Source organism: Sinorhizobium prairiense, assembly GCF_029201645.2.
Taxonomy (GTDB): Bacteria; Pseudomonadota; Alphaproteobacteria; order Rhizobiales; family Rhizobiaceae; genus Sinorhizobium; species Sinorhizobium meliloti_A.
In genome coordinates, this window is record NZ_CP104131.1 from 125,216 (window position 1) to 144,976 (window position 19,761).

At 64.5% G+C, this 19,761-nt stretch carries 17 protein-coding genes; 9 read left to right on the plus strand and 8 right to left on the minus strand.

Going from position 1 to position 19,761, the window contains the following annotated elements; genetic code table 11:
- Nucleotides 1-5: 5 nt before the first annotated feature.
- The gene (locus N0Q91_RS03280; RefSeq protein WP_100672893.1) at nt 6-968 is read left to right on the plus strand and encodes a 2-hydroxyacid dehydrogenase; all 963 of its coding nucleotides are present in this window, start codon (nt 6-8) and stop codon (nt 966-968) included.
- On the opposite strand, the gene N0Q91_RS03285 is transcribed toward N0Q91_RS03280, so the two are convergent.
- Nucleotides 969-1,724, minus strand: a complete 756-nt coding sequence (locus N0Q91_RS03285) for a gamma-glutamyl-gamma-aminobutyrate hydrolase family protein (protein WP_275597324.1) — start codon at nt 1,722-1,724, stop codon at nt 969-971. It lies immediately after the preceding gene.
- Nucleotides 1,725-2,052: 328 nt separating this feature from the next.
- Between N0Q91_RS03285 and N0Q91_RS03290 the strand changes: the two genes are divergently transcribed.
- The 3 genes from N0Q91_RS03290 (at nt 2,053) to N0Q91_RS03300 (ending at nt 5,566) form a co-directional block, all read left to right on the plus strand.
- On the plus strand, nt 2,053-2,277 hold the full coding sequence (locus N0Q91_RS03290; protein ID WP_003528928.1) for an aa3-type cytochrome c oxidase subunit IV: 225 nt from the start codon (nt 2,053-2,055) through the stop codon (nt 2,275-2,277).
- Between the two features lie 320 nt (nt 2,278-2,597).
- Nucleotides 2,598-4,169: a Re/Si-specific NAD(P)(+) transhydrogenase subunit alpha gene (locus tag N0Q91_RS03295; protein ID WP_275597325.1), complete on the plus strand. Its 1,572-nt coding sequence runs from the start codon at nt 2,598-2,600 to the stop codon at nt 4,167-4,169.
- On the plus strand, nt 4,166-5,566 hold the full coding sequence (locus tag N0Q91_RS03300; protein ID WP_018096721.1) for an NAD(P)(+) transhydrogenase (Re/Si-specific) subunit beta: 1,401 nt from the start codon (nt 4,166-4,168) through the stop codon (nt 5,564-5,566). The genes N0Q91_RS03295 and N0Q91_RS03300 overlap by 4 nt, the downstream gene beginning before the upstream one ends.
- 15 nt (nt 5,567-5,581) lie before the next feature.
- On the opposite strand, the gene N0Q91_RS03305 is transcribed toward N0Q91_RS03300, so the two are convergent.
- From N0Q91_RS03305 to rpsU, 4 genes are all read right to left on the minus strand, one after another.
- Nucleotides 5,582-6,853 carry an adenylate/guanylate cyclase domain-containing protein gene (locus N0Q91_RS03305; RefSeq protein ID WP_275597326.1) on the minus strand — a complete coding sequence of 424 codons (1,272 nt, stop codon included), beginning with the start codon at nt 6,851-6,853 and terminating at the stop codon, nt 5,582-5,584.
- Between the two features lie 105 nt (nt 6,854-6,958).
- Nucleotides 6,959-7,432, minus strand: coding sequence for a DUF992 domain-containing protein (locus N0Q91_RS03310; RefSeq protein WP_100672898.1), 474 nt, complete (start codon nt 7,430-7,432; stop codon nt 6,959-6,961).
- A gap of 301 nt (nt 7,433-7,733) precedes the next feature.
- Nucleotides 7,734-8,657 (minus strand): tetratricopeptide repeat protein, encoded by a 924-nt coding sequence (locus N0Q91_RS03315; RefSeq protein ID WP_013844854.1) that lies wholly within the window; start codon nt 8,655-8,657, stop codon nt 7,734-7,736.
- 151 nt (nt 8,658-8,808) lie between these two features.
- Nucleotides 8,809-9,021: a 30S ribosomal protein S21 gene (gene rpsU, locus N0Q91_RS03320; RefSeq protein WP_025424858.1), complete on the minus strand. Its 213-nt coding sequence runs from the start codon at nt 9,019-9,021 to the stop codon at nt 8,809-8,811.
- Between the two features lie 306 nt (nt 9,022-9,327).
- Here rpsU and N0Q91_RS03325 point away from each other — a divergent pair, with 306 nt between their 5' ends.
- From N0Q91_RS03325 to N0Q91_RS03345, 5 genes are all read left to right on the plus strand, one after another.
- Complete coding sequence (locus N0Q91_RS03325; RefSeq protein WP_275597327.1) at nt 9,328-10,581, plus strand: sarcosine oxidase subunit beta family protein; 1,254 nt, start codon at nt 9,328-9,330, stop codon at nt 10,579-10,581.
- Nucleotides 10,582-10,691: 110 nt separating this feature from the next.
- Nucleotides 10,692-11,033, plus strand: a complete 342-nt coding sequence (locus tag N0Q91_RS03330) for a sarcosine oxidase subunit delta (protein ID WP_003533888.1) — start codon at nt 10,692-10,694, stop codon at nt 11,031-11,033.
- Complete coding sequence (locus N0Q91_RS03335; RefSeq protein ID WP_275597328.1) at nt 11,030-14,023, plus strand: sarcosine oxidase subunit alpha; 2,994 nt, start codon at nt 11,030-11,032, stop codon at nt 14,021-14,023. Before N0Q91_RS03330 ends, N0Q91_RS03335 begins: the two co-directional genes overlap by 4 nt.
- Nucleotides 14,016-14,570: a sarcosine oxidase subunit gamma family protein gene (gene soxG / locus N0Q91_RS03340; protein WP_275597329.1), complete on the plus strand. Its 555-nt coding sequence runs from the start codon at nt 14,016-14,018 to the stop codon at nt 14,568-14,570. The genes N0Q91_RS03335 and soxG overlap by 8 nt, the downstream gene beginning before the upstream one ends.
- Nucleotides 14,571-14,816: 246 nt before the next feature.
- Nucleotides 14,817-15,941: a zinc-dependent alcohol dehydrogenase family protein gene (locus tag N0Q91_RS03345; protein WP_275597330.1), complete on the plus strand. Its 1,125-nt coding sequence runs from the start codon at nt 14,817-14,819 to the stop codon at nt 15,939-15,941.
- A 16-nt stretch (nt 15,942-15,957) separates the two neighbouring features.
- On the opposite strand, the gene N0Q91_RS03350 is transcribed toward N0Q91_RS03345, so the two are convergent.
- The 3 genes from N0Q91_RS03350 to glgX form a co-directional block, all read right to left on the minus strand.
- A complete protein-coding gene (locus N0Q91_RS03350; protein WP_275597331.1) occupies nt 15,958-17,031 on the minus strand; it encodes a DUF2332 domain-containing protein in 1,074 nt (357 codons plus the stop codon).
- Entirely contained in the window at nt 17,024-17,512 is a 489-nt protein-coding gene (locus N0Q91_RS03355; protein ID WP_018096729.1) for a MaoC family dehydratase, read from the minus strand. Before N0Q91_RS03355 ends, N0Q91_RS03350 begins: the two co-directional genes overlap by 8 nt.
- A 154-nt stretch (nt 17,513-17,666) precedes the next feature.
- The gene (gene glgX, locus N0Q91_RS03360; protein WP_275597332.1) at nt 17,667-19,655 is read right to left on the minus strand and encodes a glycogen debranching protein GlgX; all 1,989 of its coding nucleotides are present in this window, start codon (nt 19,653-19,655) and stop codon (nt 17,667-17,669) included.
- Nucleotides 19,656-19,761: the final 106 nt, after the last annotated feature.

A 19,761-nucleotide genomic window follows, 5' to 3' on the forward strand; every position in this document is an offset into this window, starting at 1 on the left:
ACCCGATGAGTCGTCCCAGAATTCTCGTGCCCGGCAAGATCAACCCGAGGGTCCTCGAACGATTGCCGGAAATGTTCGAGACCGTGTGCATCGAGCGCGCCGATGCGGCTCTCGTGACAGCCGACATGCGCGACGTTTCCGGCATCGCCGTTTCGGGCAAGCTGCCGGTGCCGCTGATGGATGCATTCCCCAGCCTCGAGATCGTTGCGAATTTCGGCGTCGGCTACGACGGCGTCGATGTCTCGCGCGCGGCAGCCCGAGGGATTGTCGTCACCAATACGCCTGATGTCCTGACGGAGGAAGTCGCCGACACGGCCATCGGGCTCCTCCTCAACACGCTGCGCCTCCTGCCGCAGGCCGAGCAATGGCTGCGCCAGGGTCGCTGGGCGCGCGAGGGCGCCTTCCCGCTATCGCCGCTATCGCTCCGCGGCCGTACGGTCGGGCTGTTCGGCCTCGGCCGGATCGGCCTTGCGATCGCACGGCGGCTCGAAGCCTTCGGCGTCTCGATCGCCTACCACACGCGAACGCCGCGCGAAGGGCTCGCTTTCACCTATCATCCGACCCTTTCGGGTATGGCCGAGGCCGTCGACACGCTCATCGTCATCGTACCCGGGACGGCGAGCACGCTGAGGGCTGTCGATGCGGATGTCCTTTCGGCGCTCGGCCCGAAGGGCGTGCTGATCAATGTCGGCCGGGGATCGACCGTGGACGAGGCGGCGCTCATCGCCGCGCTTCGGAACGGCACCATTGCCGGAGCCGGCCTCGACGTCTTCGAAAACGAGCCGCATGTTCCCGAAGCGCTGCTTTCGTTTCCGAATGTCTCTCTGCTGCCGCATGTGGCGTCGGCGTCGGTCGTCACGCGCAACGCGATGTCCGATCTCGTGGTCGACAATCTGAAAGCATGGTTCTCGACCGGCGAGGCTTTGACGCCGGTGGTCGAGACGCCGTTCCGGCGCAGAGTGGTCTAACTAATCGGCCTTGCTCTCACGATAGGCGCGCGCGGCATCTCCGAAGGCCTTGAACAGGGCGGCTGACGGGGCGTCGGTCCGCACCCAGTATTCGGGATGCCACTGCACGCCGACGGCGAAGGCCTTGGCGCCGATGACCGAGACCGCCTCGATGGTCCCGTCGTCGGCCACGGCTTCGACTGCGAGGCGCGGAGCAGCGGCGCCGATCGCCTGGCGATGCAGCGAATTGACCCTTACGCGGCCGGTGCCGAGGACCGGGGCAAGGCAGCTTCCTTCCTTCACGACCACATCCTGGCGAATGCCATAGGCGACATCGAGATCCGGAACTTCCGGCTTGCGATGGTCCCAGATGCCGGGCTGCTCCTGGATCTCGCTCGCAAGCGTGCCGCCAAGCGCGACATTGAGCTCCTGTATGCCGCGGCAGATCGCAAACAGCGGGACGCCGCGATCGATTGCGCGGCGGATCAGCGGCAGGCTGGTCGCATCGCGGCCCGGGTCGAAAGGCCCGTCCGCTTCGGTCGCCTCCCTGCCATAGAGGGAAGGGTGGACGTTGGAGCGAGCGCCGCTGGCGAGCACCCCGTCGACGCGGTCGAGAATCTCGTCCACATCGTTTCCGGCCTGCAGTGCGGGGACGAGAAACACCATCAGCCCGGCGCCCTCGACCGCCGCGCGGACATATTGGTGGGCGGCAACATGCCAGACATTGCCGTCGAATTCGCGGAAATCGCAGGGGATGGCAACGACAGGTTTCGACATCGTCAGACTCCGGTTATTATCCGCAAAAGCCATGCCGCCAGAACCTTTAAAAAGTCAACGGGGAGACGCGCGGTACTCGCTCTCTCCGGCGGAACGGCTTGGGCAATGAAAAGACGAGCCTGCGCACTTCCGACGGAAACCGCCATACACTTTTCCTGAAAGTGCTCATTCGATTATGCCGCAGGCTTGCGGGGCGGTTTTCGTTGCGAATGGCCGGCGCATTGTGTATGCGGAGCTAAAGGAACCGATTGCGCCTCGCGGGCAAGCGGTCATGGGTGGATAAGACAGGGCCGCCATCGGCGGCGCCGCAGAATTTTGGAGAATGACGATGGCAGAGCATCATTCGGGACCGGTCGAAACGGGCGCTCCGATGGACTATTCCGAGCATGAGAAGACATATGATTTCTTCATCAGCGCCACGAAATACGGCACTCTGTTTTGCGTCGCGCTGCTGATTGCGATGGCTGCTGCTTTCTTTACGACGATGGGCTTCTTCAGCTCGCTTGTTCTTTTCATTCTCATCAACGTTGCCGGTTACTTCTTTCTTCGCTGACCGGCGTCGCTGATCCGTCCCGCCGAAGATGGGGAGGGGTCCCCATCTTTGTCGCGGGCCCATCGCGTTTTTCCCGCACCACGTGGGAGTATCGTCTCGGCGGCGGATGTTTCCGCCCCCGCAGGAGGAGTTTCTGTCGCTGCGACGACGCCCCGTAGGGTGCACTAAGGTCGCTGTAGCGCATCGAGGTGCCGCATGGTTCTCTTACGAAATCGGCTCGATTCGGGGACCGTGTGAGTGAAGAGGCGGCGTGCAATGCTGTCGTCTGGAGGACAACGTCCGCAACCCGGCCAGCCGGGGCGGACCGGGGAGGGGGATTTGTGAGCGAGATCGTCTTTATCGCCAAGGAATCGGATCCGAACGAGGGACGCGTTGCCGGCTCCGTCGAGAGCGTGAAAAAACTGAAGGCGCTTGGCTTCGACGTGGTTGTCGAAGCGGGTGCGGGCCTCAGTTCACGCATACCAGATCAGGAATACGAGAAGGCCGGTGCGCGGATCGGTACGGCGGCGGATGCGAAAACCGCCGACGTGGTCCTCAAGGTCCGTCGGCCGACTGCGCAGGAGATTTCCGGCTACCGGTCGGGCGCTGTCGTCATCGCCATCATGGATCCCTACGGTAACGAGGAAGCGATATCGGCCATGGCCGGCGCGGGCCTCACGACCTTCGCCATGGAGCTGATGCCGCGTATCACCCGCGCCCAATCCATGGACGTGCTTTCCAGCCAGGCAAACCTTGCCGGTTATCAGGCGGTGATCGACGCCGCGTACGAATATGACCGCGCGCTGCCGATGATGATGACCGCGGCCGGCACCGTACCGGCGGCCAAGGTCTTCGTCATGGGCGCAGGCGTTGCCGGCCTGCAGGCGATCGCTACCGCCCGCCGCCTGGGCGCGGTCGTCTCGGCGACGGACGTTCGCCCCGCCGCCAAGGAGCAGGTAGCCTCCCTCGGCGCCAAGTTCATCGCCGTCGAGGATGAGGAGTTCAAGGCGGCCGAGACCGCCGGCGGCTATGCCAAGGAAATGTCTGGGGAGTATCAGGCCAAGCAGGCCGCGCTCGTCGCCGAGCACATTGCCAAGCAGGACATCGTCATCACCACTGCGCTGATCCCCGGCCGCCCGGCGCCGCGGCTCGTCAGCCGCGAAATGCTCGATTCCATGAAACCCGGATCGGTCGTCGTCGACCTTGCAGTCGAGCGCGGCGGCAACGTCGAAGGAGCCGAAGCCGGCAAGGTGACGGAGGTCGGGGGCATCAGGATCGTCGGCCATCTGAACGTGGCGGGCCGCATCGCCGCTTCCGCCTCGTTGCTCTATGCCAAGAACCTCGTCACCTTCCTCGAGACGATGGTCTCGAAGGAGACGAAGGCGCTGGCATTGAACATGGAGGACGAGCTCGTCAAGGCCACGGCGCTGACCCATGGAGGGGCAGTCGTGCACCCGGCCTTCGGCGGTGTCATGAGGGGGAGAAGTAAGATGGCGAACGAACTTCTGGACAAGGCACTGACCGATCTGGAACGGGCGGTCGAGGCGGTGAAGACCGCCGCCGAATACGTGCCCGATGCGGCCGGAGCGGTGGCGCATGGCGCGACCGGCGGCGCGATCGATCCCTTCGTCTTCCGCCTCGCGATCTTCGTGCTGGCGATCTTCGTAGGCTATTACGTCGTCTGGTCGGTGACGCCGGCGCTGCATACGCCCCTGATGGCGGTGACCAATGCGATCTCGTCGGTAATCGTCGTCGGGGCCTTGCTCGCGGTCGGGATTTCCGCCTCGGGGCTTGCCACCGGCTTCGGCTTCGTCGCACTGGTGCTTGCTTCGGTGAACATCTTCGGCGGCTTCCTGGTCACCCAGCGCATGCTCGCCATGTACAAGAAAAAGAAAAGTGAGGCGGGCCGATGAACGCTAATTTCGCTGCCTTCCTCTATCTCGTCTCGGGCGTGCTCTTCATCATGGCGCTGCGCGGCCTGTCGCATCCGACCACCAGCCGCAAGGGCAATACCTACGGCATGGTCGGCATGGGCATCGCGATCGTCACGACGCTGTTCCTGGCACAGCCGTCGATCGGCGGGTTTCTCCTGATCGTCCTAGGTCTGGCCGCCGGCGGCGGTGCCGGCGCCTATATCGCAAAGCGCATCCCGATGACGGCGATGCCGCAGCTCGTGGCCGGCTTTCACTCGCTCGTCGGTCTCGCTGCCGTTCTGGTGGCGGCCGCCGCACTCTATGCCCCGTCCTCCTTCGGTATCGGTGAGGTCGGCTCGATCCACGCCCAGGCGCTGGTCGAAATGGCGCTCGGCGTGGCGATCGGTGCCGTCACGTTCACTGGCTCGATCATCGCCTTCCTGAAGCTCGACGGCCGCATGTCCGGCAAGCCTATCCTTCTGCCCTACCGCCACGCGATCAATCTCGCGATTGCCGCGCTCGTCGTCTTCTTCATCGTCGGGTTGGCGCTCAGCGAAAGCCATTTCGATTTCTGGGCGATCGTCGCCCTGTCGCTGGCGCTCGGCGTCCTGATCATCGTTCCGATCGGCGGCGCGGATATGCCGGTCGTCGTGTCGATGCTGAACTCCTATTCCGGCTGGGCCGCGGCCGGCATCGGCTTTACCCTCGGCAATCTGGCGCTCATCATAACCGGGGCGCTCGTCGGCTCGTCGGGCGCGATCCTCTCCTACATCATGTGCAAGGGCATGAACCGGTCCTTCATCTCGGTGATCCTGGGCGGCTTCGGCGGCGAGACGGCGGCTGCCGGCGGCGACGACGGGGTCCAGAGGACGGTGAAACAGGGCTCGGCCGACGACGCCGCCTTCCTGATGCAGAACGCCTCTAAGGTGATCATCGTGCCGGGCTACGGCATGGCAGTCGCCCAGGCACAGCACGCGCTCCGGGAGCTTGCCGACAAGCTCAAGGAGAACGGCGTCGAGGTGAAATACGCGATCCACCCGGTCGCCGGCCGCATGCCGGGCCATATGAACGTGCTGCTCGCCGAAGCGAATGTCCCCTATGACGAGGTGTTCGAACTGGAGGACATCAATTCGGAATTTGCCCAGGCCGACGTCGCCTATGTCATCGGCGCCAACGACGTCACCAATCCTGCGGCCCGGGACGACAAGTCCTCGCCGATCTACGGCATGCCGATCCTGGACGTCGACAAGGCCAAGACCTGCCTCTTCGTCAAACGTTCGCTCGGCTCCGGCTATGCCGGCATCGACAACACGCTGTTCTACAAGGACGGCACGATGATGCTGCTCGGCGACGCCAAGAAGATGACCGAAGAGATCGTGAAGGCGATCAATCACTGAGGATATCGGCTCCAGTTAACTGGAGGCGACCTCCGGATCCCAGGTGAAGAGCTCCTTCGCCCTGGCGATGCCGCGCAACGCGAAGCGCCCGAGCGAAACGGCATTTGCCCGATGCTCGGGCGGACAGGCGGCGATGAATTCCGAAGACATGATCACGTGCCGCTCGAGGGAGCGGCACATGGCGGAGATACGGCTCACCTCGTTGACGGCCGGTCCGACGACGGTGAAATCCAGCCGGTTCTGGCTGCCGATATTGCCGTAAAAGACCTCGCCGATGTGCAGCCCCAGATAGACGTCGGTAGTCGGCTTCCCCTCGTCGAGCCGCCTTGCGTTCAATTCCGCGAGCATGACCCGCAGCTGACGCTCCGCCGCGATGGCGGCGCCACAGTCCTCGGCCGGTTTGCGGCCGTTGAAGATGGCAAGCACTCCGTCGCCGATAAGCTTCAATACGCTGCCGCCATGATCGTGGACGGCGGTGATCACCATGCCGGAATAGTCGTTCAGAAAGGGGATGACATCCTCCGGCGCGACGCTGTCGGCTATGCGCGTGTAGTTCCGCAGATCGGAGAACCACATGACTGCTTCGATCCGCTCGGCCGAGCCCCGTTCGATGCTGCCCTCGACGACGCGGCGGCCGGCGTCAGGGCCGAGATAGACATCCGCAAGCGTCCCGATGATGCGCATGCACGAGGCTGCCTTCACCGCGAGCGCGAGGGTGGGCAGCAACACTCTCAGTGCCGCGATGTCCTCCTCATGGAAGCCGGCCTGCTTCTTTGTGGTCCAATAGGAGTACAGGCAATCCATCTGCCCTATGCGGCCGCGGTCGGTGAAGTGATGAATCATGCTGACGCAGTCGGTGTGGCCCTCTGCCTTGAGCGTGTCGAGCATGGTGAAGGGAATATGTTTCTCTCCGGCAAGGCGAGTGCGGCGCTCGGTTTCATTGTTCTTGAGCATATGGAAGAAGACGGAACGCTGCCAGTTGGTCTGGGCCTCGCCGCCGCTGGTCGAGCCGTATTGCACGACCTCGGGAACCTCGCCGCTTTCGCTGTTCCACTGGAAGGCGCGTCCCTCGAACTCCGGGTGCAGCGTATCGATGATGCCGAGCGCACGATCTATGGCTAGGCCCGCGGCGTGGCACCGTTCACAGAAGCCGGCAAGAAGGTCCTGCTCCTTCAGGCCTCGAATTCCCTCGTCCGACATCCACACAACGATGTCGCGGATCAGCTGTTCCTTCATCCTGCATCCCGTCGTGCCGGCGTTACCGCGTCCGGCAACGATCATCACCATCACAGTGCAGCGACTTGCGGCGCCGCGCAAGGTGGGCCGTGCGGATCACGCAATGTGGCGCGGACGGGGAAGGGAGAAGAGACGGCCTCACCGCTCGCCCCGCGATCAACCGGCCGGCGCCAGGACCAGATGATCCACGCCAAGGGCGACATTCAGGCCCTCTTGCACCTGGACATTGACCGGTTGCAGCATGAAAGCCTTGTTCGTGCCGCCGGCAATGACCTTCGCTCCGCCACCGACAGCGAAGCTCGCATCGGCGCCGACGCCGACATATTCGCCAGCCAGTGCATATTCGTTCAGCGGAGTGCCGGTTTTCGCCAGCACGTCCCAGATCATGACGGTTTTGCCGGTGGAGCCGATGTCCAGACCGATCTTGGTGATCTTGCCCGCGTAGACTCCTCCAGGCGAGCCATCCGCCGGCGAGAAGGTGCACATCAGGTTCTTGGTGGAGGTGACGATCAGCCCGGTGCCGCCTTCCGAGCCGCATGTGAGACGCCCGAGCGTGACGTAATTCTGGGCACTGGCAGCTCCGGTGAGCGCCGCAAAGGCGATTGCCGTAATGAGGGTCTGTCGAATCATGGCTCGGATCTCCGTGCTGGACCGTTTCACTGTTCATTCCAACTGTGAAACGCTCTAAACCCGCTGAAACCAGGCGCTTCCGGACGGAAAACCGCTACGCACTTTTCCTGGAAGTGCTCTAAGGCTTTGGTCCAACGCACTTCCGGACGGAAAACCGCTACACACTTTTCCTGGAAGTGCTTCTAGGCCATGGTCAAACGGATTGAATTCAGGATGGTTCCGCGACCCTGCTCGGCTTTGATGAAACGACGACGCCCGCGACAGGCGCGGGCGTCTGATATCTAACGGAGAATGGGCGACGTCAGGACATCGCCTTGGCGCGGGCAAGGCCGGCACGCGCCGGCTCGTATTTGGGATCGAGCGACAAGGCATGCGAATAGGACTTCGCCGCCTTGGCCTTGTCACCGCGTCGCTCGTAGATCAGCGCCTGGTTTGCCCAGGACTCCGCCAGCTTGCCATTCAGGTTGATGGCCGTGTTGAAGTCGGAGAAGGCATTGTCGTCGTCGCCCTGGGCCACATAGGAGATGCCGCGGCCGTTATAGGGTTCGGGTGAGCTCGGCGAGAGCGAGATTGCCTTGGAGAAATCTTCGATAGCCTGCGCGTGCTGGTTGCGCGCCTGATAGATCAGGCCACGATTGTGGTAGGCGCGGGGGTCCGCCGTATCGAGTTCGATTGCCTTGTTGAAGTCGTTGAAAGCGGCGTCGAGCTGGTTCGCCTGCCGGTAGAGATTGCCGCGGCCGATATAGGCGACATCGTAATTCGGATTGATCTGCAGCGCTGCATTGTAATCGGCAAGAGCGGCCTGCTGGTTGCCCAGGTTGCGCTGAACCAGCGCCCTGTTGGCATAGGCCTGATAGAAGCGCGGGTTGAGCTGGATCGCCTGGTCGAAATCGGCGACCGCGCGGCGGAATTCGCCGGCGCGCCCGTAGGCCGAGCCGCGCACATTGTAGCCCTCGGGGTCGCTCGGATTGGACGCGATGACGCTCGAGAGCGAGGCGATGTTTTCTTCCGAGCCCTGTGCCCGTTCGACGCGGAACATCGATTCGGGCTTGTCGGTCTGGCATCCTGCGATCAGCAGGGCCGAGCCGAGCACGAGAAAGGCGGCAAGCTTCGGCTTGCGCTGGTGGCGGCGGTTCGCCTCCTCGGTGATGAGGCCGGAGACGTCCGCAGTCATGGCAGCAAGTGTCAAAGTCGATCCCTCAATGCGACAAGGCCCGAAAGCCATCGGCTTTCCGTTTACAGAGCACGCAAGTGCGGCGGCTGACCGTCGCCAGCTGTCACGCTAGACTGTCGACGGACTGGGTGTCCATACCAAAATGGCGGCGGCGATCCCTCGCCTCCGCCACTTGCATTGGAAAGCGTCGAAAAAAAGACGATCAGCGGGCCACGAGGCCTTCGCGCTGCGCCCGCTTGCGGGCCAGCTTGCGAACGCGGCGGACGGCTTCTGCCTTTTCGCGCGCACGCTTCTGGGACGGCTTTTCGTAGAAGTCACGCATCTTCATTTCGCGGAAAATGCCTTCGCGCTGCATCTTTTTCTTAAGAGCGCGGAGCGCCTGATCGACATTGTTATCGCGGACAAGTACCTGCACGTGAATCCCGTTCCTTTGCTTCGAGTTGGCAAGCCTCACCATCAGGTTTGGAGAGGCAATAAATTTGCGTTCGCTGGGCGAGAACCCTACGATTGAAAGAGCGGATAACAGATCGCGTGCCGAAAGTCCAGCGGCGAGAGAAAGCGCGTGGGGAAAAAGCGCCAATACCTCTGCGGCGGCGGGCCGTCGATGTCGCAAGACCGCGCAAGTCCGCCTGATCGCGTCGCAAAAGAAACGTTGCGTGGTCCTCGGATTTGCGATTTCTAACGCCAACGAACGTTACCGGGTTCATGGAGTAGCAGGCTGATGCGCAAATATTCTGTTTTTGCCGTGGCGCGCGAGGCGCTGCGCGGCCACAAAGGGTGGGGCCCGCACTGGGCTTCGCCTGAGCCGCGCAAGCAATATGACGCAATCATCATCGGCGGCGGCGGCCACGGCCTCGGCGCCGCCTATTATCTCGCCAAAGAGCACGGCATCACCAACGTCGCCGTGCTCGAGAAGGGCTGGATCGGCGGCGGCAACACCGGCCGCAACACGACGATTATCCGGTCCAACTATCTCTATGAAGAGAGCATGGACATCTACGAGCATTCGCTGAAGCTCTGGGAAAACCTGTCGCAGGACCTGAACTACAACGTCATGTATTCGCCGCGCGGCGTGATGATGCTGTCGCACAACATCCATGACCAGCAGTCTTTCAAGCGTCACATCAATGCCAACCGGCTCTACGGCATCGACAACGAATGGCTGACGCCGGAGCAGGCCAAGGCCTACTGCCCGCCGCTCGACATAGCGAAGACTGCCCGCTACCCGATCAACGGCGCGGCACTGCAGCGCCGCGGCGGCACTGCGCGCCACGATGCGGTCGCCTGGGGCTATGCGCGCGCGGCCTCGGATCGCGGCGTCCACATCATCCAGAATTGCGAAGTGACCGGCATCCGCCGCGACGAAACCGGCCGCGTGACCGGCGTCGATACCAGCCGCGGCTTCATCGGCGCGAAGAAGGTCGGCATCTCCGCTGCGGGCCACTCGTCGGTCCTGATGCAGATGGCGGATGTGCGCGTGCCGCTGCAGAGCCAGCCGCTGCAGGCGCTCGTTTCCGAGCCCTTGAAGCCGATCTTCCCCTGCGTTGTCATGTCGAACTCCGTGCATGCCTATATTTCGCAGTCGGACAAGGGCGAGTTCGTCATCGGCGCCGGCACCGATCAGTACAATTCATACTCGCAGACCGGCGGCCTGCAGATCATCACGCATACGCTGGATGCGATCTGCGAACTTTTCCCGATGTTCCGCCGCGTCAAGATGATGCGGCAATGGGGCGGCATCGTCGACGTCACCCAGGATCGTTCGCCGATCCAGGGCGTGACGCCGGTGCCCGGGCTCTACCTCAATGCCGGCTGGGGGACGGGCGGCTTCAAGGCGACGCCGGGTTCGGCCAATCTCTTTGCCCATCTCATCGCGCGCGGCGAGCCGCACCGGCTTGCCGCGGGGCTCACGCTCGAGCGCTTCCGCACCGGGCGGCTCATCGACGAGGCGGCCGCGGCCGCCGTTGCGCACTAAAGCATGATCCGACGGAGCGAAGATCGATAGGATTACGCTTCAGAGAAAGAACGGAGAGCGGCCTTGCGCCTTCCAAGGAAGGCGCGGCGCTCTGATCGAGGACATTCCAGATGCTTCTGATTTACTGCCCCTATTGCGAGGAAGAGCGCTCGGAGCTCGAATTCCGCAATGCCGGCGATGCCCACATCGTCAGACCGGCCAACATCGCCGAGATCAGCGACGAGGAGTTCGAGGAGTACTTCTTCCTCCGTCAGAATCCGAAAGGGCTGATCTATGAAAGGTGGCGGCATATCCACGGCTGCGGTCGCTTCTTCAATGCGGCTCGCGATACGGTGAGCGACCGCTTCCACGTGACCTACAAGGCCGGTGAGCCGAAGCCCGATCTCAACGCCGAGCCGAAGACGAGCGAAACGGTCGAGACCTACGAGGCGCTGGAAGGAGTGGCAGAATGACCGGGGTCAATCGAATTTCGGGCGCCGGGCGCCTGACGCCGGCGCGCACCGCCCGCTTCACCTTCGACGGCCGGACGCTGACGGCGCTCGAGGGCGACACCATCGCCTCCGCGCTCATCGCCAACGACATCCATCTCGTCGGCCGCTCGTTCAAATATCACCGCCCGCGCGGCATCCTTTCGGCAGGCGCCGAAGAACCGAATGCGCTGCTCGACGTTTCGCGCGATGCCGCGCGCCGGCAGCCGAACGTGCGCGCCACCGTGCAGGAAGTCTTCGACGGCATGAAGGTGTCGTCTCAGAACCGTTGGCCGTCGCTCGCCTTCGACGTCGGCGGCTTCAACGATCTGTTGTCGCCCTTCTTCGCGGCGGGCTTCTACTACAAGACCTTCATGTGGCCGAAGGCCGCCTGGCACAAGATTTACGAGCCCTTCATCCGCCGCGCAGCCGGTCTTGGCGTGGCGCCCACGGAGACCGATCCGGACCATTACGCAAGCCGCTACGTCCATTGCGACGTGCTGGTGGTCGGCGCCGGCGCTGCCGGACTTGCGGCCGCACTCGCGGCCGCGAATGCCGGTGCGAAGGTGATACTGTGTGACGAACAGCCTGAAGTCGGCGGAGCCCTGCATTACGACAGCGGCACCGTGATCGACGGCCAGCCCGGCTATGACTGGGCGCTGGCGACGGGCAAGGCGCTTGCGGCGATGGACAATGTCACGCTGCTGACCCGCACGACGGCCTTCGGTTACTACAACCACAATTTCGTCGGCCTCGTCGAACGCGTGACCGATCACCTCGCGGCCCCCGACAAGGGGCTTCCGCGCGAGCGTCTATGGCAGGTGCGCGCGAAGAAGGTGATCCTCGCCAATGGCGCGATCGAGCGCCACATGGTCTTCGCCAACAACGACCGTCCTGGAATCATGCTGGCCTCGGCCGGCCGCACCTATCTCAACCATTTCGGCGTCGCGGTCGGCAAGAAGGTGGGCATCTACACGGCCCATGATTCCGCCTATGAGGCGGCCTTCGACCTGAGGAAGGCCGGCGTCGACGTCCCCGTGATCGTCGACTGCCGCGACAGGCCGGGCGACATGGTACTCGCCGAAGCCCGCAGCCTCGGCATCGAGGTATTGAGCGGCCACTCGGTCGTCAATACCGCCGGCAAGCTCAGGATTGCATCCATGAGTGTGGCTCGCAACGGCGGCGGAGCATCGCGCAAGATCGCGGTCGACGCCCTGCTCGTCTCGGCCGGTTGGACCCCCTCGGTGCATCTCTTCTCCCAGTCGCGGGGCAAGGTGACGTTCGATGCGGCGACGGAGCGGTTCCTGCCGGGAACCTATGCACAGGAATGCCTCTCCGTCGGCGCCTGCAATGGCACGGACGACCTGCAGGCGACGATCGACGAGGCACTCGCCGCCGGTGAACTGGCGGCCCGTGCCGCGGGTGCGGAAGGCGGCGGTCAGGTCGCGCTCTCCGGCCGCAACGCTTTCGAATGGACAGGCGGCATGATCGGCGCGGCGGAAGGCGCGGGGCGAGACACGACGGTCAAGGCCTTCATCGACTTCCAGCACGACGTCTGCGCTAAGGATATCCGCCTCGCCGTGCGCGAAGGGATGCATTCGATCGAGCACATCAAGCGCTTCACCACCAATGGCATGGCGTCCGACCAGGGCAAGCTTTCCAACATGCACGGGCTGGCGATCGCGGCGGAAGCGCTCGGCAAGGAAATCCCGCAGGTGGGGCTCACGACCTTCCGCCAGCCCTATACGCCGGTGACCTTCGGAGCGATCGTCAGCCACTCGCGCGGAAACCTCTTCGATCCGGCCCGCAAGACGCCGATCCATGCCTGGGAGGAGGCGCAGGGCGCCGAGTTCGAGGATGTGGGCAACTGGAAGCGTGCCTGGTTCTATCCGAAAGCGGGCGAAAACATGCACGAGGCGGTCGCGCGCGAGTGCAAGACGGTTCGCGAGGTGGCCGGCGTCTTCGACGCATCGACCCTCGGCAAGATCGAAGTGGTCGGCCCCGATGCCGCCAAGTTCCTGAACCTCATGTACACCAACGCCTGGGACAATCTGAAGCCCGGCCGCTGCCGCTACGGGATCATGCTGCGCGACGACGGCTTCGTCTATGACGACGGTGTCGTCGGTCGGCTTGCCGACGATCGCTTCCATGTGACGACGACGACCGGCGGCGCGCCGCGCGTCCTCCACCACATGGAGGACTATCTCCAGACGGAGTTCCCGCATCTGAAGGTGTGGCTGACGTCGACGACCGAGCAATGGGCCGTCATCGCGGTCCAGGGTCCGAAGGCGCGCGAAATCATCGCGCCGCTCGTCGAGGGCATCGACCTTTCGAACGAAGCCTTCCCCCATATGAGCGTTGCCGAAGGCAGCATATGCGGTGTGCCGACCAGGCTCTTCCGCATGTCGTTCACCGGCGAACTCGGCTTCGAGGTCAACGTACCGGCCGACTACGGCCAAGCCGTGTGGGAGGCGATCTGGGCTCGGGCCGAGCCGATGGGCGCCTGCGCCTACGGCACCGAGACCATGCACGTGCTGCGCGCGGAAAAAGGCTACATCATCGTCGGCCAGGACACGGACGGAACCCTCACGCCGGACGATGCCGGCCTTTCCTGGGCGGTATCGAAGAAGAAACAGGACTTCGTCGGCATTCGCGGCATGAAGCGGCCCGACCTCGTCAAGGAAGGCCGCAAGCAGCTCGTCGGCCTCCTCACGAAGGACCCGCAGGTGGTGCTGGAGGAAGGGGCGCAGATCGTTGCCGATCCGAACGAAGCCAAGCCGATGACCATGCTCGGTCATGTGACCTCGTCCTACTGGTCGCCGAACTGCGGCCGCTCGATCGCGCTCGCGGTCGTCGCCGGCGGCCGCGCACGCCTCGGGCAGACGCTCTACGTGCCGATGGCCGACCGGACGATCGCCGTCGAGGTGAGCGACATGGTGTTCTTTGATAAGGAAGGAGGTCGCCTCCATGGCTGACCACGCAATCGCTACACGCAAAGCTCCGCTTGCCGGCCGCCGTGGCGGCTCGCCGGCGGCGATCCTTACCCCTGCGGAACCCGCTTCGCGGATATCGCTGCGCGCCGGCGCCGACGCGGTTCCCGCACTCTCGGCAGCTCTCGGCGTGACCATTCCCGTGCGGCCGAAGACGTCCGCCTCGACCGGCCGGCGTCATGTCCTCTGGCTCGGTCCCGATGAGTGGCTGGTGATCGACGAGGACGGCGCCGACCTGATGGCGGCGGCCGCATCGAGCGGGACCGTGCATTCGGCCGTCGACGTTTCGCACCGGAACACTGCCGTTATCGTCAGCGGGGCGGGCGCGGAAGCGGCGATCAACAGCGGCTGCCCGCAGGACCTGTCGCTGGCGATTTTCCCCGTCGGTGCCTGCTCGCGCACGATCTTCGGCAAGGCGGAAATCGTTCTTGTCCGAACCGCCGAGGATACGTTCCGCGTCGAGTGCTGGCGGTCGTTCTCGTCCTTCGTGTTTGGGCTGCTGGCCGAAGGCGCGGAAGACGCGGGGCACTGAGGAGGCAATTTCCGGCCCCTCATCCGGCCTGCCGGCCACCCTATCCCCGCCGGGCGAAGGTGACTCGCGGCAAGCTCCAGTCCTCTTCGCCGCCCTGGAAAGAGGACGAGGCGGTGCCCGCATGTTCCTTCTCCCCGTAAAACGGGGAGAAGGTTGCGGCAGCCGGATGAGGGGCATTTCCTCCTCAGGAGCGATCGCGCTAAGTTCTGCCGGTCGAACCGGGATTCGGGAACGGGAGGAGCGAGCTTGAAGACGCGTGCGGCGGTGCTGAGGAAGTCACCGGTCGGAAGGCCTTATGCCCATACGAGGCCGCTCTCGATCGAAACGATCGATCTCGATCCGCCGGGACCGGACGAGTTGCTGGTGAGGATCGGCGCCGCCGGACTCTGCCACTCCGACCTCTCGGTCATCAACGGCGACAGGCCGCGGCCGGTGCCGATGGCGCTCGGCCACGAGGCCGCCGGCACCGTGGAAGCGGTCGGAAGCGGCGTAGGTGACATCGTCCCGGGAGACCGGGTGGTGATGAGCTTCATGCCGAGCTGCGGCCATTGCCTCCCCTGCGCGGAAGGCCGGCCGGCGCTATGCGTTCCCGGAGCGGAAGCAAACGGCAAGGGCACGCTGCTTTCGGGGGAACGCCGGCTGCATTGCGGCGACGTCCCCGTGAACCATCACCTCGGCGTCTCCGGATTTGCCGATTATGCGGTGGTTTCGCGCCATTCCGCGGTCAAGATCGAGACGGACCTGCCGATGGTAGAGGCGGCGCTGTTCGGCTGTGCGGTGCTGACCGGCGTCGGAGCGGTCGTCAATACGTGCCGGGTTCGGCCGGGCGAATCCGTTGCCGTCATCGGGCTGGGCGGGGTGGGATTGGCAGCCCTTCTGGGTGCCGTTGCCGCCGGCGCCCAGCGCGTCGTCGCGATCGATCTCGCCGAGGACAAGCTGAAGCTTGCCCGCGCGCTGGGCGCGACGGACACGTTCCTTGCAGCCGATCCGGATGTGGCCGAGACTGTCCGACAGGCGACCCGCGGCGGCGTCGACCATGCGGTCGAGGCCGCCGGCTCCGTAAAAGCCTTCGAGCTCGCCTATCGAATTACGCGGCGAGGCGGGCTGACGGTTTCCGCAGGGCTCGCCCATCCTTCAAGCCAGATCGCGATCCCCGCGGTGAGCCTGGTTGCGGAAGAGCGTAGCGTGCGCGGCAGTTACATGGGAAGCTGCGTGCCCTCCCGCGATATCCCGCGTTTCATTGCGCTCTACGAACGCGGCAGGCTGCCGGTCGACCGGCTGCTGTCGAGCACCGGACCGCTGGAGGAGATCAATGAGGCATTCGATCTTCTCGACCAGGGCCGCGTGATACGCCACGTGATCACGTTCTGATACGGCCGCCACAGGGTCAGCCGTCCGCCGGCCATCCCTGCCAGGCGATCCAGCGTCCGTGGAAGTCGGCGCGGCCGACGAGATGCCTTTCGCCCTTCGGCCAAATCTGCAATGACAATGCGGCACCCGGCGCCTGTCCGTCGGCTTCCATCTGCAAACGGGCAAGCGGGGCCTCGGATGTCGCGGTCGCCCCGGCGGCAGCGATCAGGGCCTCGCCCTCTTCCCGCGCAGCTTCCGGCAGATACTGCCAGGCGATCGAATGATAGACGACGTGGACAGCGCCCGGATGGACGCGCGCCAGCCGTGTTTTCAGCCAGTCGATCGCGTCCGCCTGCTCGACAAGGCTCCTTTGGGAGGCGGCAAGCTCCAGCGCCTGCCGCGTGCGGTCAATCCGGTCTTGCTGATCGGCCCAGACGTAGGAGAGGAGCCGTAGCCGATCCTCGCTATCGGCCGGATCGAGGGGGTTGATGTCGCAGCCGGCGCGTTCGATCACTTCGACGGGTCGCAGAGGCGGCGCTGCTCCCGACCACTCGGGGGCTATGCTCACGGGGCTGGCTGCATCGCCCCAATGGCTGTTCGCGAGATCGTAGCGGTAGCGGTTCCAATGGAGATTCAAGCCGGCGCTGGCGCCGATCTCGGAAAGGATCAACGGCTTCCCGAAAAGCTGTGCCACGGTGAGGAAACCGGGAAGCAGGGCGCCCGAGCGGCGCACCTCGTTCGTCTGCGGCGCGGAGGTGAGACGGTCGAGGATGAAGGGGGCTTCCCGCTCCATAGCCCGAGCGATCGCCTGCCAGAGAGCGTCGTCGTCCGTCCGGTTCGGCGGATAACACGCGCCGAGGGCCGCGCTGCGGCCGGACAGAACCAGCGCGTGCAGAGCACCGGCAAGGCGGAGCGCGACGGAATCGCCCTTCGAAGTCGGGTCGCCCGACCAGCCGAGAACACGCTCGCCCACCGGCGAGCCCGCATCGATCCGCTCGGCGACGAGACGGCAGAGGCGGGCCGTAAATGGCGATCCCAGCTCGTCACAGGACTTCGCCTGGCCGCGGAAGGCATGGCGAACGTGGGTCCCGTCCGGTCTCCCCTCAGACATCGTCCGGCCGATCCTTCGGGTCGAACTGGATGATCGTCTGCCAGGTGGCTGTCAGGGCGGGCTTTCTTTCGCCTTCGATCTCGACCGTGACGTCATAGGTGATCATCAGCATGCCGGCCCCGCGGAAGCGTGCGTCTGCCATGGTGAAGCGGCCGCGCACGCGCGCGCCGCTCTTGACCGGCGCCACGAAGCGCACCTTCTCGAAGCCGTAATTGATGCCCATCGTCTGCTCGCGGATCTTGGGCAGGCAATTGTAGTTCATCGCCGAAAGCAGCGACAGCGAGAGGAAACCATGCGCAATGGTGCCGCCGAAAGGCGTCTCCGCCGCGGCGCGCACCGGGTCGGTATGGATGAACTGGAAGTCACTCGTCGCCTCGGCAAAACGGTCGATCGTCTGCTGCGTCACGGTGATCCAGTCGGAGACGCCGAGCTCCTTGCCGATCAGATCCTTGATATCGGAAAGTGAAATATCCTGCGGCATATGATTTTCCTGAAAACGGGGCTCCCCCGCTGATCTATAGGCCGGCTCGGCAAGGTCTAGCAAGTGGTCCTAAGCCTTGAGATGGTTCACTGTTTTCTTGAAACAGCGAAACCATCCAACTCTCTGGAGCCGGGCACTTCCGGGCAGAAAACCGTCAGACCCTTTTCTTCGGAGCGCTCTCGAAAACCTCGGCGAGAAAGGTGACCGAACGGGCCGGCGCGAAGGATGGTGCGCTGAGGTCCGAGAGTGCGTCGCGCCATTCGCCCTCAAGGCTCGAAGGCAGGCGGAATGGGTGCGGCGAGTGGCTGCGGTTGATGACCACCGCAAGTCGGGTTGGGCGCCCCTGACGGCGGTCGTCGGTCGCGAGCATCACGACGAGATTGTCGGTTGCGGGATGCTCCCGATCCTCCACCGCAAGCGGATCCCCGTCGAGGCGCAGCCAGGCGACGTCGCCGCTGCCGGTGAAGAACCCGGTCTCGCCGAAGACCGAGAAGCGCCGGCGCATTGCGGAAAGCCTGGCGGTATGCTCGACGAGCTTGCCGTCGAGCTTGCTCCAGTCGAGCCAGGTCACGGCATTGTCCTGCGCATAGGCGTTGTTGTTGCCACCCTGGCTGCGCCCGCCTTCATCCCCGGCCGTCAGCATGATTGCGCCGCGCGAGGTGAAGAGCGTGCCGAGGAGCGCCATGACATCGCGTTGCCGGAAGGCGGCGATCTCCGGATCGTCGATCGGACCCTCGGCCCCGTTGTTCCACGAGAAGTTCTCGTCGTGGCCGTCCCGATTGCCTTCACCGTTCGCCTCATTGTGCTTGCGGGCGTAGCAAACGAGATCCATCAGCGTGAAGCCGTCATGGGCGGCGATGAAGTTGACGCTGCGCGTGGCCGTCTCGCCCCAGCGGGAAAAGCTGTCCGAGGAGCCGGCGAGCGCGGTTGCAAGGACGCCGATCGCGTGCCGGTCGCCGCGCCAGTAGCGGCGGATGTCGTCGCGGGCACGGTCGTTCCATTCGAGGAAGGAATGGGGGAAATTGCCGAGCTGGTAGCCGCCGGGGCCGGTGTCCCAGGGCTCGGCGATGAGCACGCGGTCGCAAAGGACGGGGTCGGCGCAGATGGCCGAGAAGAGTGCGGCATCGCGGCGGAAGCCGCCCATGTCGCGGCCGAGGATCGATGCGAGGTCGAAGCGGAAGCCGTCGACGCCGGCGGCAAGGACGAAATGGCGCAGGCTGTCGAGGATCAGACGCTGGACGACCGGATGGTCGCAGGCGATCGTGTTGCCGCAGCCGGTGTCGTTGATGAGCTCGCCCGGGCGGCCCGTCGCGTGGCGATAATAGGTCAGGTTGTCGAGCCCGCGCATCGAAAGCGTGGCACCGAAGCGATCGCTCTCTCCGGAGTGGTTGAAGACGAGATCGAGGACGACGCCGATGCCGGCCTCGTGCAGGACCTCCACGGTCATGCGCAACTCCTCGATGCCGCCCGGCACCAGGCGTGGATCGAGCGCCATCGGCGCGATCGGATTGTAGCCCCAGCCATTGTGGAGACCGAGCGGAGGCAGGTGCCGCTCATCGATCCAGGCCGTGATCGGCATGAGTTCGACCGCGGAAACGCCGAGCCTCGTAAGGTGATCGATGACGACGGGTTCGGCGAGAGCAGCCACCGTGCCGCGCTTCCTTTCCGGCACGTCCGGATGAAGGATGGTGAACGGCTTGACTGCAATCTCGTAGATCAGTCCCCCGGCCTGAAATAGCGGCGGCTTCGGCTCCAGCGGTCTTGCCTCGGTCACGATGGCCTTCGGCACGAGGTGCGCCGTCTCTTCGCCGAAGACCGTCAGCCGCTGGTCGTGGCGAAAGGGCCGGTCGAGCCTCACCGCATAGGGGTCGACCAGAAGTTTCGACGGATCGAACCAAAGCCCATGGTCCGGCGAGTAGACCCCGTCGGCGCGAAAGCCGTAGCGGGTGCCGGCAGCTATGTCGGGCAGCGCGATGCTGTGGACGTCGCCCTCGCGCAGCATAGGCAGGCGGCTGAGTTCGGTGTCGCCCGCTTCGTCGAACAGGCAGAGATCGATGCGGGCGGCATTGTGCGACCAGACCGCAAAGCGCCTCCCGTCGGGTGTGCGCGTCACGCCGAGAGGTGAAATTCCGGTCGTCGGCATGGGGGCCTCTTTCGAAGTCTAGTATCGCATGGGTTTGCCACGAGGCGATCTCCCCTCTTGTGGGGGAGATGCCCGGCAGGGCAGAGGGGGGTAAGAGGGGGCGCAG